Below are 15024 nucleotides of genomic sequence, written 5' to 3'. Positions count from 1 at the left end.
GTCCGCGCGACTGACACCTCTTCGGGCCCGTACGGTCGCGCGGATGCGCCGAAGGGCGCGGAGCCGGACGCGCGGAGGGGGCGGAGTCGGCGTGCACGGAGAGGGCGGAGGGGGCGGAGTCGGCGGGCACGGAGGGGCGCGGAGCCGGGCGGGACGAGGAGGGACCGGCTCGGTGAAGGCCGCCCGCAGCCTGGTGGCCGCCCGGCTGGCCGAGTTGGCGTCATACATCGCGAAGGAGCGACGGGATGAGGCGGCCGACGTCGTCGTCCGCCTCACGCTCAGTCACAGTCGCCTTCAGGTCCGGACGGGAGACGCCGGTCCAGGAGACGAACCGGGCGCCGGGCTGATCACTCCTGCGCAGCCAGACGTTTCTGCAGACGGGCGTGGCGGAACTGGTAGACGGGCCCGGTGGCCCGCAGGAGGTTGCGGCGGCGCGCGTCCTCGAGGAACGCCATCAGACGTACCGGGGTGCCTTCCTCCCTCGACAACTGCACGGCGGTGAGCGCGGTGGCGACGGCGAGGTTGCCGACCGGTCCGGTCATGACGCCGACCACGAGCGCCGTCGAGACCCCGCTCGCCAACCCCGTCCCGAGCCCGACCCACCAGGCCAGGAGAGGCGCGGTGAGCAGTGCCGCCGCGAGGCCGGTGAGCAGGCCGAGGACCAGACGCAGTCCGATGTGGTGCCGCCAGGCCTGGCGCGGACCGATCGAGCGGGTGTCCGCCACGGGAGGACGGTTGTGGAACTTGCGCACATCGTCGTACCAGGAGCCCGCCCCGGCGGACAACAGGGGCGTCCCTGCCACGATCCGGTATCCGCGGCCCGTCACCAGCACCCCGGTGAACCCCAGCGGCAGTGTGGTGAGGTAGCAGAGCCAGGCGGGTGGCGTGTTGCCGCCCGGGAGCAGTGGACTGGTCAGGGTCGCCACGGTGCCCGTCGCCAGCCATTCCACCACCCCCGACATCACCGCTCCGCGAGTGAAGATGTCCCGCCAACCGGCGCTCTCCAGCGTGTCCCGCCATCCCGCGCTCCTGAGCCGCTGCGGATCGCTGAGCTCCGTGAAGCGGTCACCGGCCGCCCACCCGCCGACGACCGCGGACGGGACGCCGATCAGCCAGGCGTACACGGAGTGCGTCAGCGTCCAGGCCAGGGCGATGCCGGGCACCCCGCACACCACGGTGACCGCCGCCCACACGGCGAGCGCACGCGGACGGGAGTGCGTCCAGCCGGGGATGTGCCACCAGGGCAGGTCATGGCTGTCGTCCTGGCTGAGCCGCCGCGCGATGTACCGCAGGGTCCGCTCGGCGGTCTCGGGGGACCACCGGGGACGGTCTCCCGGCCGAGGGGTGTAGGCGGCGACGACGGCGCAGTCGAGCAGGTGGTCCTCGATCGCCTCGCGGGTGGCGAACCGGGTGTCGTCGAGCAGTTCGTCGGCCGGGCCGCCGTCGGCGTAGACGTCGCGCACCAAGGTGACTGCCAGCGGACTGGCCAGGGCCTTGGCCACCGCGCTGTCGGGTTCGCTCAGAAGGCGCTCGGTGAGCGCCCGCAACGCGGGTGGTGGCTCCTCGCGAAACGTGTCGAGCAGATACTCGGCCGCGTCAGCGGGAGCGACGGGCAGGATCTCCAGGGCCACCGCACCGCCCAGACCGGCCCACTTCGCCGTGAGCACGGCCTCCTTGGCCCGGGAGATCAGGATCAGCCGGAACGGCGCCTGCTCCAATGCGCTCACCACGGCATGGCGCAGCTTGCCGCCGACCTCGTCGAGTCCGTCCAGGAACAGCGCGATCCGGCCCGACTCGAGCAGCCGCCGTGCCTGCTCGCGCCCGCCCCGCCCCTGGAACAGGGTGTATTGGCGGGAGAGCCGGCCCGCCGCCCACTCCGTCGGGCTCTCCCGGGCCGGATCCCATCCCTCCAGGGTCAGCAGTACCGGAACCGGGATGCGCGCCCTGTCCTGCGCGTCGAAGTCCTGCCGGTGGCGCAGCGCGTCGAGGAGCAACAGCGCCGCGGCAGCCGTCTTGCCCGCCGCGGGCGACCCCACGAGGAATATCCGTCCCGAGGCCAGCCCGCCGTACACCGCGTGGAGCTCGTCGAGGCCCCCGCCCCGGCGCAGTTGTTCGCGGGTGACCGCCGCCAGCCCCGGAAGGGGCGCGAACCGGGCCCTTCTCCCTTCGGCGGTGGCACCGGCGACCCGGTCCGTGACCTTGCGGTTGGTCACCCGCCAGCGCACCGGCAGCGGGGCGGGCACCAACAGCCGTCGCCACTGGGCCTCCTCGTGCCACTCGGTGCCCACCACCCTGGCCAGCTCTTCGGCCGAGGCGTCGAGCGGTGAGGGTGGCGCGGCACACTGGTTCACGTTCAGGGTGCTGTGCGCACCGGTCTGGAAGGCCACGGGACCGTGGAAGGAGTTGCGGGTCACCTCACCGGGTCCGTGACCGCTCACCCCGCCGGGTTCGTGACGGTTCTCCCCGCCGTCCCGAAACGGATGTCCTGACGGCTGTGGCTGCCGGTCTGGAAGGCCACCGGCCCGTGGAAGGAGTTGCCCGACACGGCTCCTCCGGCGGCGTCGTCGCCGAACTGCTCCTGCAGGGAACGCAGTTCGGCCATGAACCGCTCCCGGTCGGCCTCTTCTTCCAAGCTCGCCAGCAGCGACGAGAACTCGCCCTGCCACAATCGGGCGTGCCTGTCGCGCACCCGTTCCCGCTCGTCCTCGTCCGCGGCGTCCAGGACGGCGGCGGTACGCTCCAGCCGGTCCAGCGCGTCGTCCTCGCGGCCCGGGTCACCCCGGCCGAGCAGCCGGGCGCACCGCGTCCGGAAGAACGCCCAGAGATCCGAGCCGGCGGCCTCCACCACCGCTGTGCCTCCTGCCGCAGCAGCTGCCGCCATCGCCTCGGTGAGCATCGCCCATCCCCCCAAGTCCCAACGAATCAGGATCGGGACCCTAGCGCGACGCGCACGCGAACCAGGTCGTTTTGCCGATTCCGGTCACAGCTGCGCACACAGGGGGCCGCGAGGTGGAGCGCGGCCCCGATGCGCGCGCTATGGCGTGTCGGGGGCGTCGGGCCTGGCTGTGTGGTGGGAGTGTCCGCTGGTTCGGCGTTCTTCCTTCAGCTCTGCCTCGTACAGGTGGTCCTTGCCGTCGGCCAGTTCTTGGCGGGCCTTCTTCTCGATGGCCTTGAAGGGGTCGTAGTAGGTGTCGTTGTAGGACTCGATGATCTGGAAGGTCCAGCGCCCGGGGATGACGTTGCGGCCCAGGATCTCGTGCTGGATGCGGTCCGCCCAGTCCGGGTGGCCGGCCTCGCGCAGGAGTTTGACCGCGCGGTCCAGTTCGAAGTCGGCGCCGCCCGTCAGCTGATGGAAGGCGTACAGGTGGCCGCGCGCGCGTTCGGTCGTCTCCAGAGCTTTGGACAGGGCGCCAAGGGCTTGGACGGTGGTGTCGGAAACGCCGGCCGGTCGGCGGTGAGATGCGTCGGGGCCGTCGTGGTGATCGCTCATGCAGAGATGAGTGTCCCGTGAACCGTTTCTCGCACCGCCGTCATTCGGGCGATGTCCCTGGACGCGTCTCGAACGGCCGGTGAGCCGTTCGCCCGCCGGGCCGGCCCTTCGCTGCGCCCACGGGAGGCGGGGCGGGACGAACGGGTGCCGAGCCGGGGCGGGACGAACGGCTGACGGGCTCCCATCGCCCGTGGGTGCATCCGGCGTCCCCCGTGGCGGCGAATGTCCTATGAGGGTTCGGGACGAAGATCCCGTTCGAGCGCCCGCCGCACAAGGGATACGGGAGGCGGCGCGCTCCCGGGCCCCGCGCGGCGGCGTCGGGGCCCGGTCCGACCGTTCACTCGAACGGCCGCCTCGCCCCCCCCGTACGCGTGCACGCGATGCCTTTCCTCGCCGTTGGAGAAGCTCAGGCCTCGTCGAGTTCCGACAGCAGGGCGAAGGTCAACGCGTCGACCGGGCGTGGGGCGTCGTCGGACTCCTCGCTGAAGGTGTTCACCATCATCACCACCGCCGTCGTGCCCTGTCTGCTGAACGCCGCGCAGGTGCTGAATCCGCCGGTGCCGCCGTTGTGCCAGGTCATCGTACGGCCGCCGGGCAGCGTGCTGAGGTGCCAGCCGAGCCCGAGCCGCAGGTTCTCGTCGACGGTGAAGTGAGGACGCTGCGTCAGCTCGATCGCGCCTCGCAACGCGGACCGCTCCGGGAGGAGTTGTGCGCCCAGATAGCGGATCATGTCGTCGACGGTGCTGTAGACGGAGGTGCCCGCGCCGGTGAGGACCCGATCGTGCCAGTCGGGAACGGGCTCCCCGTCGAGGTGTCCGACGGCCTTGCGGGCGGCCATGTCCGGCCTCAGGGCCGTCGTTGTGTCGCGCAGGCGCAGCGGCGCCGTCACGTCGCGTTTCAGCAGCGCATCCACGTCGTCGAAGGCCAGCGCCTGTGCGAGCAGTCCGAAGCCGAGGTTCGAGTACTCGTAGGTGCTGCCCGGCTCGGCGCTCAGCGTCGTCTCGGCCAGACCGACGGCCAGGTCGTCCAGTGTGAAGTGCGCGTACGGGTCGTAGGGATCCGCCTCCGCCAGGAGATTCGGCGGCAGTGAGGGCAGACCGGAGGTGTGCGTCGCCAGGTCGGTCAGGGTGATCCGCCGGCCCTTGGACGGGATTCGGAAGGCAGGGGGCAGAACGAGCGGCGCGTCGAGACGGACCCTGCCTGAACACACGGCGCGCGCCAGGGCGGTGGCGGTAAGGGTTTTGCCTATGGAGCCGAGCTGGAACACCGTCCTGCCGTCCGGCGCGGGTCCGCTCTGGGACGCGCCCGCCGTGTGTCGCTGTGCGCCGCGGACGACTCCGCACACCACGCTCGGGCTGCCGGCGGCCAGTGCACGGTCGAGGTAGCGCCGCACGCGCGCGGCCAGGTCGCTCTCGGTCGCCCTGGCGTTCGCGGGTAACAGTGACACAACAGCTCCAGTGGTCAGAGAGCCCATGAATGTCCGTCGGTTCATGAACCGTTCCTTGTCGTCGAGTTCGATGCCGGCACCACCGCGGACAGCAGCACGAGCAGCGGAATCACCCTGCCCGCGGGCACCTGGTAGTGCCCGCGCCCCTCGGCCTGCAGCCAGCCGGCGGCGGTGAGCTGTTTGAGGTGGTGGTAGAGCTGCCCGGTGGTGTTCAGTCCGGCTGTCTCCTGCAACTCGGCCGCGGACCGGGTTCCCCGCAGGACCGCGCGCAGCAGAGTGAGCCGCACCGGGTGCCCCAGGGCGGCGTACGGCGTGGCGTGGTCGGCCCAGTTCGCCTCGAGCAGTTCCTCCGCCGCCGCGCCCTGCTGCCATTCGTAGTGTTCGCCCGTGGGCAGGTCCACTGCGCCGGTGAACAGCACCTGCCCGTCGCCGGTGAGTCGCCGGCGCAGCCCCTCCAGCGCCCAGAACACGTCGTCCCGGGGAGCCGTCGGCTTCAACTCCAGCCGCGACACGCGTTCTTCGAGCGCGGTGAGTCGTTCCAGCAGGGGGTCGTCAGGCATGAGCCAGAAGTTACGCTATTACGTAATAGCAGAGCAAGTCCTGAGTGCTTCCGGTCGACTTCGCCGAAGGGCGCTGTCGCACGATGACCGGAGGCCATCGACGGTTGTCGCGCCGGCTTCGACCCGCCCCTGGACGTGAGGGTCCCCTGGATGCCTGAAAGGGGCGACGCCGGACAGGACGGTGGGAGTGCAGGCCCCTGGGCAGCTCCCACCGGCCCCGGCACGGTCGTCGCTACGAAAAAATGCGAACAGGGCTTCTGGACGGCTCATTGGTTTTCGACAACCTCGAGCCGCCAGGAAGCCCTGCCGCGATGTGTTGAACTACGCCTCGATCACCCGATCGGGCGCCCGTGTGAGACGGGATTCCAGCGCATCCGGTCCCTTACAGGCGACCGGTTCGACGGTTCCGCCGTCAGCAGTGCCGTAGCCCGTACCTGCTCGGGTCCGCGTCGAACCAGCTGGGAGTGAAGACCCAGTCGGCCGGTACATAGCCCTCCGACCCCTCGCTGACCCAGTCGGGCACCGTGCGGTACCAGGTCGTGTTCCCGCCCCCGTGCAGTCCGCCCGTGTTCCAGCAGGTGAAGTAGCTGAACGTCGACTTCAGCAACCCGTTGAAGGGACTCTCGTGAAACGGCTGGAGCCGCGTCGGCGCGTCCCCCCGGTTTCCACACCACAGCCGGCCGTCCTGAGCCCGGACGCCGCACTCGGCCGCCGCCGCCGACGACGACGGCGCCGCCTGCGCCGAGGGAGCGGCCAGAGTGCCGGTCAGCACAGTGATCACCGCAGCGGAGAGCGTGACCGCCTTGATGCGATTCGCGAACATGTTTCCCCTTGTCTTCGAGGCGTAGAAACGTGCGAGCCGAGTCGCGGGCAGGCCGCGGGGACGGCTTTCCGTGCTCAGCCAGAAGCGTGAATTCAGTACCGCTGACATGAAGTCGGATTGACCATGCGGCATGGCCGGCGGCACTGGGACCGGGGCCGGCCCGTAGGAACCACACGGGCTTCCACGGGCGGCCCTGACAGCGGAGTTACGGCCGGTTCAGCTTGATCGAGTTAACGGGCGTGAGGTCGGCCCACACCCCCCTCGGGGGGTTCGCGATGGTGTAGTTGCAGTTCGTGCCGCCGTAGTTCAGGCACAGTTCCGCCGAGGCGCCACCGGTCTGGTTGTTGAGCACCCAGTGCCAGCCGACCTGGTTGCTCAGGTTGTGGGCGCCGTAGCTCCAGAAGATGTGGCTCGGGCTCTGGGCGGGGTTCTGGTTCTGCGGGTAGATACAGACGGCGCCGGACGGACACCCGGCCCAGTCGGCGGTCGGCTTGGCCTCGGCCGTGCCGGTCAGCGCCACCATCGCCGTGGCGGCGGTGGCCAGTGCGACGACGCCCTTCATGACCTTGCGCATGTTTCCCCCTTGCGTTCGTCCTGCCTGGTCGCAGGTCGTGCTCGGTCTTTCGACATCAGACTGTCCGCCGGGTCCGGGGAGTTCGACGGGTTTCCTGTTTCCCGCCCTGGCCCCGAGCCGGGAAACAGGCCGCGACCAGCAGGAACCGTGCAAGAGGGCAACCCACCCTGGCCCGGATCGGGTGGACGGGTGGGGCGGGGGCTTCGCCGCGGTCAGGCCGCGTAGTCAGAATTGGCACTGTTGGGCCGCTGTTCAGGGCCTCTAGCGTCCGCGCCATGCGGATCACCATCGTCGACGCCTTCACCGACCGTCCCTTTGCCGGCAACCCCGCGGGCGTCCTGCTGCTGGAGACGGACTCCTTTCCCGAGGACGGGTGGCTGCGGCAGGTCGCCGCCGAAGTCGGCCTTCCGGAGACCGCGTTCATGCACCCTCTGTCCGGAAACGCCGAGGCCCAGTGGGCGCTGCGCTGGTTCTCCCCGACCACCGAGGTGAACATGTGCGGCCATGCCACCCTGGCCGCCGCACATGTGCTGCACACCAAGGGCGTGGCCCACGGCGCCACACGGTTCGCCACACGCAGTGGCGTCCTGTGCGCGGCCGGCGCCGACGACGGCGCCATCACCTTGGACTTCCCCACCGCCCCGCTGCGTGCCGTCGCACCGACCGGCGAGATCGCCGCTGCCATCGGCGCCGACGTCAGGTCCGTCCACGAGACGGGCCCGGACGTCGGTGAGCCCCTGGTGGAGGTGGCCGACGAGAAGACCGTCCGCGGGCTGGTCCCCGACCTGGCCGCGCTGGCCGCGTTGCCGTGGCGGGGCGGGGCGATCGTCACCGCGCGCGCCGACGATCCGGCGGCCGGCTACGACTTCGTCTCCCGCTGCTTCTTTCCCGGTATCGGCATCGACGAGGATCCCGTGACCGGCGCCGCCCACACCGCGCTGGCGCCTTTCTGGGCCGCACGGCTCGGCGGCGCCACGCTCACCGGTCTCCAGGCGTCCGCGCGCAGTGGCCTGGTACGCACCGAGCTGCGCGGCGACCGCACGTTGCTCCACGGCAACGCCGTCACCGTCATTCGAGGGGGAGTTGCTCACCAGGCCGTGAGGCGGGTGGCGTGAGCCCGCCCAGAGGCCGTCGCGGCGGGGGAGCGGGGCAAGATGAGAGGCGTCGGACGGGCGTGCGGGGTCGGTGAGTCAGGACAGTGCCGCCGCCGTGGACGGCTCAGGGGCGCGGGACCCAGCGGTCTCCCAGGCGAATCCGTCCGGATCGGTGAAGGGGCCGGCGGTGCTGCCGAGGACGACGCGGTGCGAGCCGGCGCCGTCGGCCGGGACGCCGAGGTCCTTGGCCAGACCGCGCCGCTTGTACAGCGCCAGCTTGACGGGGCTGGACTCACCGGAGGCGAACTCGGCGTACTTGCCGCCGAAGCTCTTCGCCACCGTCAGGCCCCGGCCGACGTAGAACTGCCGGCTCGCCTTCACGTCCTCGACGCCCAGCAGGAGGACGATCTCGTCGATCTCGCGTGTGGCCGGGCCGGTGTCCTTCTTCTCCGAGGTCGCGACCTTCCAGATCGTTCCGTCCGGGGCCTGGACGACGCCGCCGTAGCCCCACAGCGACTTGGCGGCGGACTTGAGCACGGTGGCGCCGGCGTCCACGGCCGCGGTGATGAAGCCGTCGACCGTGGCCGGCCGGGCCACCGTGAGCGCCAGGGTGAAGCCGCGGAATCCGGTCGAGGGCGTCTCGGACGCCCGCAGGACCAGGTGCTCGGCCACTCCGAAGGCGGTGTAGAAGCGGTGCGCGGCCTCGGGATCGGCGACCTCGAGGATGACGGATGCGAGGGACGTGTGGGATGCGGTGCCAGCGGTGGTTGCCATGGCCATCACGCTAGGGGCTGCTGGCCGGCCGTGGCTTCTCCAATCCTGACCACTCTCGGGAGGAGAGAGGATCACCCGGTCACGAAGGTCGTCACGCTCTGAGCGGGAAGCTGCCCGGTGAAGGTGCCGTTCGACACGGTGATCCTGCTCTGGGAGGCGAGGTTCCGGCTTGCGTCGGTCAACCAGGACGCCACGCCGGACGAAACGTTGTCGCGCAGGGTGAACTGCTGGCTCACCGGCGAGGGGCCCTTGTTGACGGCGACGATGACGACCCGCGATCCGCTGCCTTTGTACGCCGAGGTGTAGAGGTTCGGCTGTGGATTCGCGGTCACCGCGATCCGCACATGCCCTGGGCGGACGAACTTCGAGAAGTGCGCCATGGCGGTGCCGCGTTTGCTGATCCGGCCGTCCTCCCGCATGGGGCCGTAGCCGCGCCGGATGTACCACCACACGTACGCCTGGAACTCGGCGTCCACCATCGCGCGGTGGATGTGTTCTCCCACGTCGAGGGCCTGGGGCCACAGATCGGCCGAATCACTGCTGTTGGGGTAATAGACCTCGGTCATCCACAGTTCCTTGCCCCCGCCTTTCTGCTTGAAGAGGGGGTAGGGGAAGCTCTGGAACGATGTGCCGTAGAGGTGCGCCCCGAGAATGTCCAGGTTGGCGAGTGCTGCGGCGTCGTTGAGGATCGGGTCGGAGAAGCTCTTGACGTACTGGAAGGACTCCGGAGCGATGACCTTGGTGCTGATCGAGCCGGCGTTCTCGCGCAGGAACCTGGTCATCTCACCGGGAGTCCACCATGTCCAGTCATGAGCGTAGTCGGGCTCGTTCTGCACGGAGACGGCATACAGGTTCACTCCGTTCGTCCTCATGAACCCGACGAAGTCGTTCAGGTGCCGCGCATAGGCGCCGTACATGTCGTACCGGAGCCGCTTGGCGTTGGTCTGTTGACCGTGGACGAATGTCTCGACCATCTGGGCAGGGGGATTCCAGGGCGACGCGAAGACGGTCGCCCCCAGCTCGATGGCACGCTTCGCCGTGGCGACCTCGCGGCTCCAGTTCGCCCGGTCCTCGGAGACGGGGATTCTCAGCATGGAGAACCCCAGCTGTCCCTCGCCGTTGCCGAAGGCGGTGTCCCTCTGCGCAGACGTCAGGTCGCCGATCCAGAGCGGGTGGTTCATGCCGCCGAAGCCTCGGATCGTCTGCCGCGTCGCCGACGGGTCGACGATCACTGCAGCCGCCGCGGACGGCGTTCGGGACGCTCCCACAGCCGGTGACGCGGCCGCGAGGACGGGCAGGGCGCTCATCGTCGCCAGAACGGCGCGGCGACTGGGTAACTCGGGCTCTGTCTTGCTGGACCCCCGGCGGTGCAACGTCATGGGTTCCTCCGTGGATCGACGGCCTGGAAGTCGGCGTAGGGGCATTCCCACGGAGCGGTGCACGGGGCACCGCTCCTCCCCATCGAAAGTTTCGGGAGATGGGCCGAACGTTTTGGCGGTGTAGGGGAACGTAGGCGCGCCCCCTGGCATCGTCAAGCCTTTGCGTCGCCGCCAGGACCAGGGCCACGACGATGGCCAGATCGCGGTGCGAGACGAGGCGGGACGACGCCGTCATCGCTCTCGGAGTCCACGGTCGACCGTGTGTTCGCAAGGGTGGCGCGCCCTTGGCCCGAAAGGTCGGCGGCGACCTCATCCGCAGCTGCTGTCGGTGCGGAATGCATGGTGACCGATCGTCCCGATTCGAGGAGACCGCCATGCCGTCACACGAGACAACCCCCGCGGAATCGGTGTGGGACTACCCGCGTCCGCCCGCCCTGCGTCGCGACCCACGGCGAATCGTCGTCGAGTGCGGCGGTGGGATCGTCGCCGACACCACCGACGCCCTGAAGATCCTCGAGACCAGCCATCCGCCGGTGTTCTACGTGCCCCCGGGCGATGTCCGTACCGACCTCCTGCGGCCTGCCGCACGTCACACCTGGTGCGAATGGAAGGGCATCGCCGACTTCTGGGACGTCGTGGTGGGATCCGACGTCCGCCCCCTGGCCGCCTGGAGCTACTCGGATCCGCGGCCGCCTTACGAGGAACTCGTCGACCACTTCGCCTTCTACGCCGGCAGAGTCGACCGATGCGCCGTCGACGGCCACACGGTGCTGCCACAGGAAGGCGACTTCTACGGAGGCTGGATCACCCCCGAGGTGAGGGGACCGTTCAAGGGGGGCGCCGCCACCCGCGGCTGGTGACCGCGCAGGGAACGCTCGACGAAAGCGCTCGACGAAAGCGCTCGACGAAAGCGCTCGACGAAAGCGCCCGACGAAAGCGCCCGACGAACCGGCCCGCCCGCAGTGGTCGGAGCGGGCCGGGGGCGCGCGGGCGTTTCACAAGGTGACCATCCGCACCAGGAAGAACGCGGCGACGAGCAGGCAGCCGATCGCGATGAGGGCGACCCAGATGCGCGGGTGCTCCCAGATGCCGCCGTCGGGTCGTTCCCGGTGGGCTTCGGCCGTCGACCCTTCCGCGGCGGGAGTCTCGCCGGGTGGAGGCAGTTGCTCGCTCATGGTCACACCCCGTGGACGAGGGGAGTGGGGGAGTCGTCACCGAGCGCAGGCGCCTGTTGTTCGTAGTTCGCCAGGGCGAGCCCCAGAGCGAAGAACGTGGGGGCCCATTCGCCGACGAAGATGCCCCAGCGGTCGGCGCGCTCCAGGCTCTCGTTGCGGCTGGAGGTCAGCCATGAGGCAAGGGACAGGCCGATCGAGGCCGTGGCTGCCACATAGGCGTGCTCGCTCTTGACGCCGGCCTCGTGCAGTGTCTTGACGATCATGAATGCTCCTCGGGCGGGATGGGAGTACTGCATCTCGTGGACTGACGCGAAGGGCGTCATATCGGGATGCAGTGCCACAGATGGTTCCGCTCGAGGGCGATGGCCGGATGCGCTCGGCCGCCACCGGTCGAGGCCGACGGCTGTAGGAGCTCTGGCGGCGCTCACCGCGACGGCCGTCTCGCCTCCGGCGGGCGACCGAGCCCAGGCTCCCGGGGACCTGAGGCGCGGCGGTCGTTCCGCGGCTGGGCCAGGCGAGGTCGTCGACGGCGAGAAACGGCTCGCCGGCCACGGTCGCAGGGGTCGCCCCGGTGAACGCCATGACGTCTCGATGCAGGTGGGACTGGTCGGCGTAGCCGGTGTCGGCCGCGACGTGGGCCGCGCCTTCACCCGCGACCAGGCGGTGGGCGGCATGGTCGAAGCGGACCAGCTTCAGGGCGCGCTTGGGCGGCAGGCCGAGCTGCGACCGGAACCGGGACCACAGCCGCTTACGGCTCCACCCGACCTCGGCCGCGAGACCGTCGACCCGGGGCAGGCCTCGGCTGAGGGCGATCCGGTGCCAGGTCCAGGCCACCTCCGGGTCCACCGGCGGCCCCGCCTCATACCGGCGGGCGAGCAGCGAGTCCGTCAAGGCGAAGCGGTCCTGCCACGACGAGACATCGCCGAGTCGTTCGCGGATCCGTGACGCCTCACGGCCCCACAGGTCGCCCAGCGACACGACGGCGCCGGCGAGGTCGGCGGGGGGCGCGCAGGATCGCGCGTGCGATCACCGGTCGGGCGCTGCCGGATCGGCTGAAGGTCCTGGGCAAGCCGCTGCTGGTGATCTTCGGTGAGGACGACCGCAGATGGCGTTCCTCGTCCGCCTCCGACTACCGCATCGTTCCGGGCGCGAAGGTCGAGTTGCTGCCCGGTCTCGGGCACTCTCCCCTGCTCGAGGATCCACCGCGGACCGCGACCCCCTGCTGGCCTTCACCGCGATCCACGCCCTACGGACGGGCTGAAGCGCGGGCGTGGGTGAGGCGAGGTGCGGCGCGTGCAGGCCCATCGTCAATCCCCGCGAGGTCGGATCACCTGATTTAACGTCAACTTCCTGTATGAAAGGCATACTGGGGCGATGCGGTGGAGACACGGAAATATGGACATCGGGTAACGGTGTGCATGTTCCGGCCCCTTCCCCTCGCGTGGGTCGACAGAGTGTGTGCGGCCGATTCGGCCGTCACCCGCACACCGCGCCCCCCGCAGCGGCCGCGAAGGCCGCTGCGGGAAGCGCCCGCACCATCAAGGGGACCTCTTGTCCGCTTCCGCTTCCGCCACCGCCCGCCGTCTTGCCGCTGTCACGCTCGCGGCCGGTGCCCTGGTCTCGGCTGCGGCGCTGCCGGCGTCCGCAGCCGGTCATGCCCGCCCGCACCACCCGAAGGTGGAGATCTCGGCCGTCGTGTACGACTCTGCGGGACGTGACGACCGCTCCAACCGCTCGCTGAACAAAGAGCGGGTGCAACTCGTCAACCCCAGCCGGCACGCGGTCGATCTCGACGGCTGGACCCTCGCGAACGAGGACGGACAGACCTACACGTTCCACCACTACCGTCTGGCCGCCCGCACCACGGTCCGCATCCACACCGGCAAGGGCCGCGACACCCGCGGCGACCTCTACCAGGGCCGCCGCGACTACGTGTGGGACAACGACGCCGACACCGCCGTCCTGCGCGACGACCGAGGCCGCCTCGTCGACGAGTCCTCCTGGGGGCGCCACCGCCACCACCGCCACCACGGCGGCAGCCACCATCGCTGAGCCGTGATCCGCGCGGGTGACTGAGCCCGTCTTGAGGTCGCCGTCTTCGCGGTGCACGAAGAGGGAACGGCGCCCGCGGTCATGGACCGAAAGCGTCGAGGGCGACGACGCTCCGCGGCCGCCGTCCGGGTGGCCGCGGAGCCTTCCTCGTCCCGGGACCGGGGTGGGCTCGCCGGCCCTTGGTGTCTGCCGCGTCGTCGGGGGCGTACGGGTTCTCAGGTCAGCAGGGTGACCGAGTAGTCGAAGGTGGTCCCCGTGACGGTGTAGGTGGCCGTCTGGCCGTTGTCGCAGTAGGACACGTAGGAGCTGCCGTACTCGTTGGTCCCGCCGACCGCCTCGACGTACGGGCGGATGTCGGTTCCCTCGGGCAGGGCGGTGGTGGACAGGTCGATGATCCTGGTCTGGTTGATCGGGTAGTCGCCGGTCGGAGCCGACTGTTCGCCGGTGCGGGCCGAGGCGGCCCAGGACAGGACGAAACCCGCGTTGTTGACGACGGCGACCTTCTGCACGCAGGGCTGGGCCTGGGCAGGGGCCGCCGCGGCGGTCACCGTGGGCAGCACCGCCAGCGCCGTGGCGCTGGTCAGGATCGCGGCTGAACGTCGCAGAGTCCGGTTCATGATCGAATCTCCCATCACGGTCGGAACTGTTCCGGCCGTGAGCGGCGGGTGACCCGATGAGGCGTCAGAAAACCTGTGGGGCAGTGTAGTTGTGAGAGAGCTGAGGTCAGGCGGCGGACTGGCTGGATCGCGTGTCACCGGTAATCCAGTCGCGGGAGTTCGGTTGCCTTCGGCAGACTGCGGCCGGTGGACCAACTGAGGGAGATCGCGAACAGGCTGGTCGACGTGGGCGGGGTGGCCGCTGTCTGTCTCGGCGGCAGCCGGGCGCGCGGCACGCACGGGCCCGACTCCGACTTCGATCTGGGCCTCTACTACCGGCCTCCGCTGGATACCGCCGCTCTGCGCCTGCTCGCCGCTGAGCTGACCGGCGACGCGGTCGACGTGACCGAGCCGGGCGGGTGGGGGCCCTGGGTCGACGGCGGTGGATGGCTGAGCGTCGAGGGGGCGCGGATCGACTGGATCTACCGCGACCTGGACCGCGTGCACCGGATCTGGCAGCAGTGCCAGGCCGGGCACTTCGAAGTGGGCGCCCAGGCGGGTCACCCGCTCGGCGTCTACTCGCACGCCTATGCCGGTGAGGTGGCCCTCGGGCGGGTCCTGGCAGATCCCACTGGTGAACTGGCCGCCTTGCAGGGGCAGATCAGGGCTTCATACCCGCAGCCCCTTCGTGACTCGCTGGTCGCCAACGCGCGGTGGGAGGTGCCGTTCACTTTGTCCGTCGCCCGCAAGGGCGTGCTTCGGGGCGACGCCTTCCATGTCGCCGGATGCCTGATGCGCGTGGTGGGACTCCTCGTGCACGCCCTGCACGCCCGGGCCGGGTGCTGGGTGCTCAACGAGAAAGGAGCCGTCCAGGCGGCGGGGCAGCTCCCGAGCGCTCCGGCCGCCTTCTCCGCACGCGCCCATGCGCTGTTCGCTGCACTCGGCGCCACCCCGGACGAGCTCGCCACCGCGGTCGACGACGCGGACCGGCTGGCTGCCGATGTCCTGGAGGACCTCTCTGCGGGGTGACGGGGGCACTGATATGGGGGTCGAGGTGTGG

At 70.3% G+C, this 15024-nt stretch carries 16 protein-coding genes and 2 pseudogenes; 5 read left to right on the top strand and 13 right to left on the bottom strand.

The window, feature by feature from the left end; translation table 11 throughout:
* Positions 1 to 347: 347 nt before the first annotated feature.
* The 7 genes from ACZ7DE_RS33460 to ACZ7DE_RS33430 form a co-directional block, all read right to left on the bottom strand.
* Entirely contained in the window at positions 348 to 2414 is a 2067-nt protein-coding gene (locus tag ACZ7DE_RS33460; protein WP_470767812.1) for a hypothetical protein, read from the bottom strand.
* Positions 2415 to 2434: 20 nt separating this feature from the next.
* Positions 2435 to 2896 (bottom strand): hypothetical protein, encoded by a 462-nt coding sequence (locus ACZ7DE_RS33455; RefSeq protein WP_470767810.1) that lies wholly within the window; start codon positions 2894 to 2896, stop codon positions 2435 to 2437.
* Positions 2897 to 3034: 138 nt separating this feature from the next.
* Positions 3035 to 3490 (bottom strand): hypothetical protein, encoded by a 456-nt coding sequence (locus tag ACZ7DE_RS33450; protein WP_470767808.1) that lies wholly within the window; start codon positions 3488 to 3490, stop codon positions 3035 to 3037.
* A 406-nt stretch (positions 3491 to 3896) separates the two neighbouring features.
* Positions 3897 to 4937, bottom strand: a complete 1041-nt coding sequence (locus ACZ7DE_RS33445) for a serine hydrolase domain-containing protein (RefSeq protein ID WP_470767806.1) — start codon at positions 4935 to 4937, stop codon at positions 3897 to 3899.
* Positions 4938 to 4978: 41 nt separating this feature from the next.
* A complete protein-coding gene (locus tag ACZ7DE_RS33440) occupies positions 4979 to 5497 on the bottom strand; it encodes an ArsR/SmtB family transcription factor (protein ID WP_470767804.1) in 519 nt (172 codons plus the stop codon).
* Positions 5498 to 5909: 412 nt separating this feature from the next.
* Positions 5910 to 6320, bottom strand: coding sequence for a hypothetical protein (locus ACZ7DE_RS33435; protein WP_470767802.1), 411 nt, complete (start codon positions 6318 to 6320; stop codon positions 5910 to 5912).
* A 205-nt stretch (positions 6321 to 6525) separates the two neighbouring features.
* On the bottom strand, positions 6526 to 6894 hold the full coding sequence (locus ACZ7DE_RS33430; protein WP_470767800.1) for a hypothetical protein: 369 nt from the start codon (positions 6892 to 6894) through the stop codon (positions 6526 to 6528).
* A gap of 275 nt (positions 6895 to 7169) precedes the next feature.
* Between ACZ7DE_RS33430 and ACZ7DE_RS33425 the strand changes: the two genes are divergently transcribed.
* Positions 7170 to 8009, top strand: coding sequence for a PhzF family phenazine biosynthesis protein (locus ACZ7DE_RS33425; protein WP_470767798.1), 840 nt, complete (start codon positions 7170 to 7172; stop codon positions 8007 to 8009).
* A gap of 75 nt (positions 8010 to 8084) precedes the next feature.
* Here ACZ7DE_RS33425 and ACZ7DE_RS33420 read toward each other — a convergent pair whose 3' ends face one another.
* Both ACZ7DE_RS33420 and xynC read right to left on the bottom strand, forming a co-directional pair.
* Positions 8085 to 8768: a glyoxalase gene (locus tag ACZ7DE_RS33420; protein ID WP_470767797.1), complete on the bottom strand. Its 684-nt coding sequence runs from the start codon at positions 8766 to 8768 to the stop codon at positions 8085 to 8087.
* A 65-nt stretch (positions 8769 to 8833) separates the two neighbouring features.
* The gene (gene xynC / locus ACZ7DE_RS33415; protein WP_470767795.1) at positions 8834 to 10069 is read right to left on the bottom strand and encodes a glucuronoarabinoxylan endo-1,4-beta-xylanase XynC; all 1236 of its coding nucleotides are present in this window, start codon (positions 10067 to 10069) and stop codon (positions 8834 to 8836) included.
* A gap of 446 nt (positions 10070 to 10515) precedes the next feature.
* Between xynC and ACZ7DE_RS33410 the strand changes: the two genes are divergently transcribed.
* Positions 10516 to 11001, top strand: coding sequence for a DUF427 domain-containing protein (locus ACZ7DE_RS33410; protein WP_470767793.1), 486 nt, complete (start codon positions 10516 to 10518; stop codon positions 10999 to 11001).
* 135 nt (positions 11002 to 11136) lie between these two features.
* Here ACZ7DE_RS33410 and ACZ7DE_RS33405 read toward each other — a convergent pair whose 3' ends face one another.
* The 3 genes and pseudogenes from ACZ7DE_RS33405 to ACZ7DE_RS33395 all read right to left on the bottom strand — a co-directional run.
* Positions 11137 to 11316 (bottom strand): DUF6480 family protein, encoded by a 180-nt coding sequence (locus ACZ7DE_RS33405; protein ID WP_470767791.1) that lies wholly within the window; start codon positions 11314 to 11316, stop codon positions 11137 to 11139.
* Between the two features lie 2 nt (positions 11317 to 11318).
* Positions 11319 to 11579, bottom strand: a complete 261-nt coding sequence (locus ACZ7DE_RS33400) for a hypothetical protein (RefSeq protein ID WP_470767789.1) — start codon at positions 11577 to 11579, stop codon at positions 11319 to 11321.
* 349 nt (positions 11580 to 11928) lie between these two features.
* Positions 11929 to 12150, bottom strand: a pseudogene (locus tag ACZ7DE_RS33395) (helix-turn-helix domain-containing protein); the annotation flags it as partial.
* Positions 12151 to 12212: 62 nt separating this feature from the next.
* Here ACZ7DE_RS33395 and ACZ7DE_RS33390 point away from each other — a divergent pair.
* Positions 12213 to 12577, top strand: a pseudogene (locus ACZ7DE_RS33390) (alpha/beta fold hydrolase); the annotation flags it as partial.
* Between the two features lie 290 nt (positions 12578 to 12867).
* A complete protein-coding gene (locus tag ACZ7DE_RS33385; RefSeq protein WP_470767787.1) occupies positions 12868 to 13368 on the top strand; it encodes a lamin tail domain-containing protein in 501 nt (166 codons plus the stop codon).
* Positions 13369 to 13583: 215 nt separating this feature from the next.
* On the opposite strand, the gene ACZ7DE_RS33380 is transcribed toward ACZ7DE_RS33385, so the two are convergent.
* Complete coding sequence (locus ACZ7DE_RS33380) at positions 13584 to 13985, bottom strand: hypothetical protein (protein WP_470767785.1); 402 nt, start codon at positions 13983 to 13985, stop codon at positions 13584 to 13586.
* Positions 13986 to 14171: 186 nt separating this feature from the next.
* Here ACZ7DE_RS33380 and ACZ7DE_RS33375 point away from each other — a divergent pair, with 186 nt between their 5' ends.
* Positions 14172 to 14993, top strand: coding sequence for a nucleotidyltransferase domain-containing protein (locus tag ACZ7DE_RS33375; RefSeq protein ID WP_470767783.1), 822 nt, complete (start codon positions 14172 to 14174; stop codon positions 14991 to 14993).
* Positions 14994 to 15024 lie beyond the last annotated feature (31 nt).

The organism is Streptomyces sp. NPDC037083, from assembly GCF_055606485.1.
This window is presented reverse-complemented; position numbering and strand designations above follow the sequence as displayed.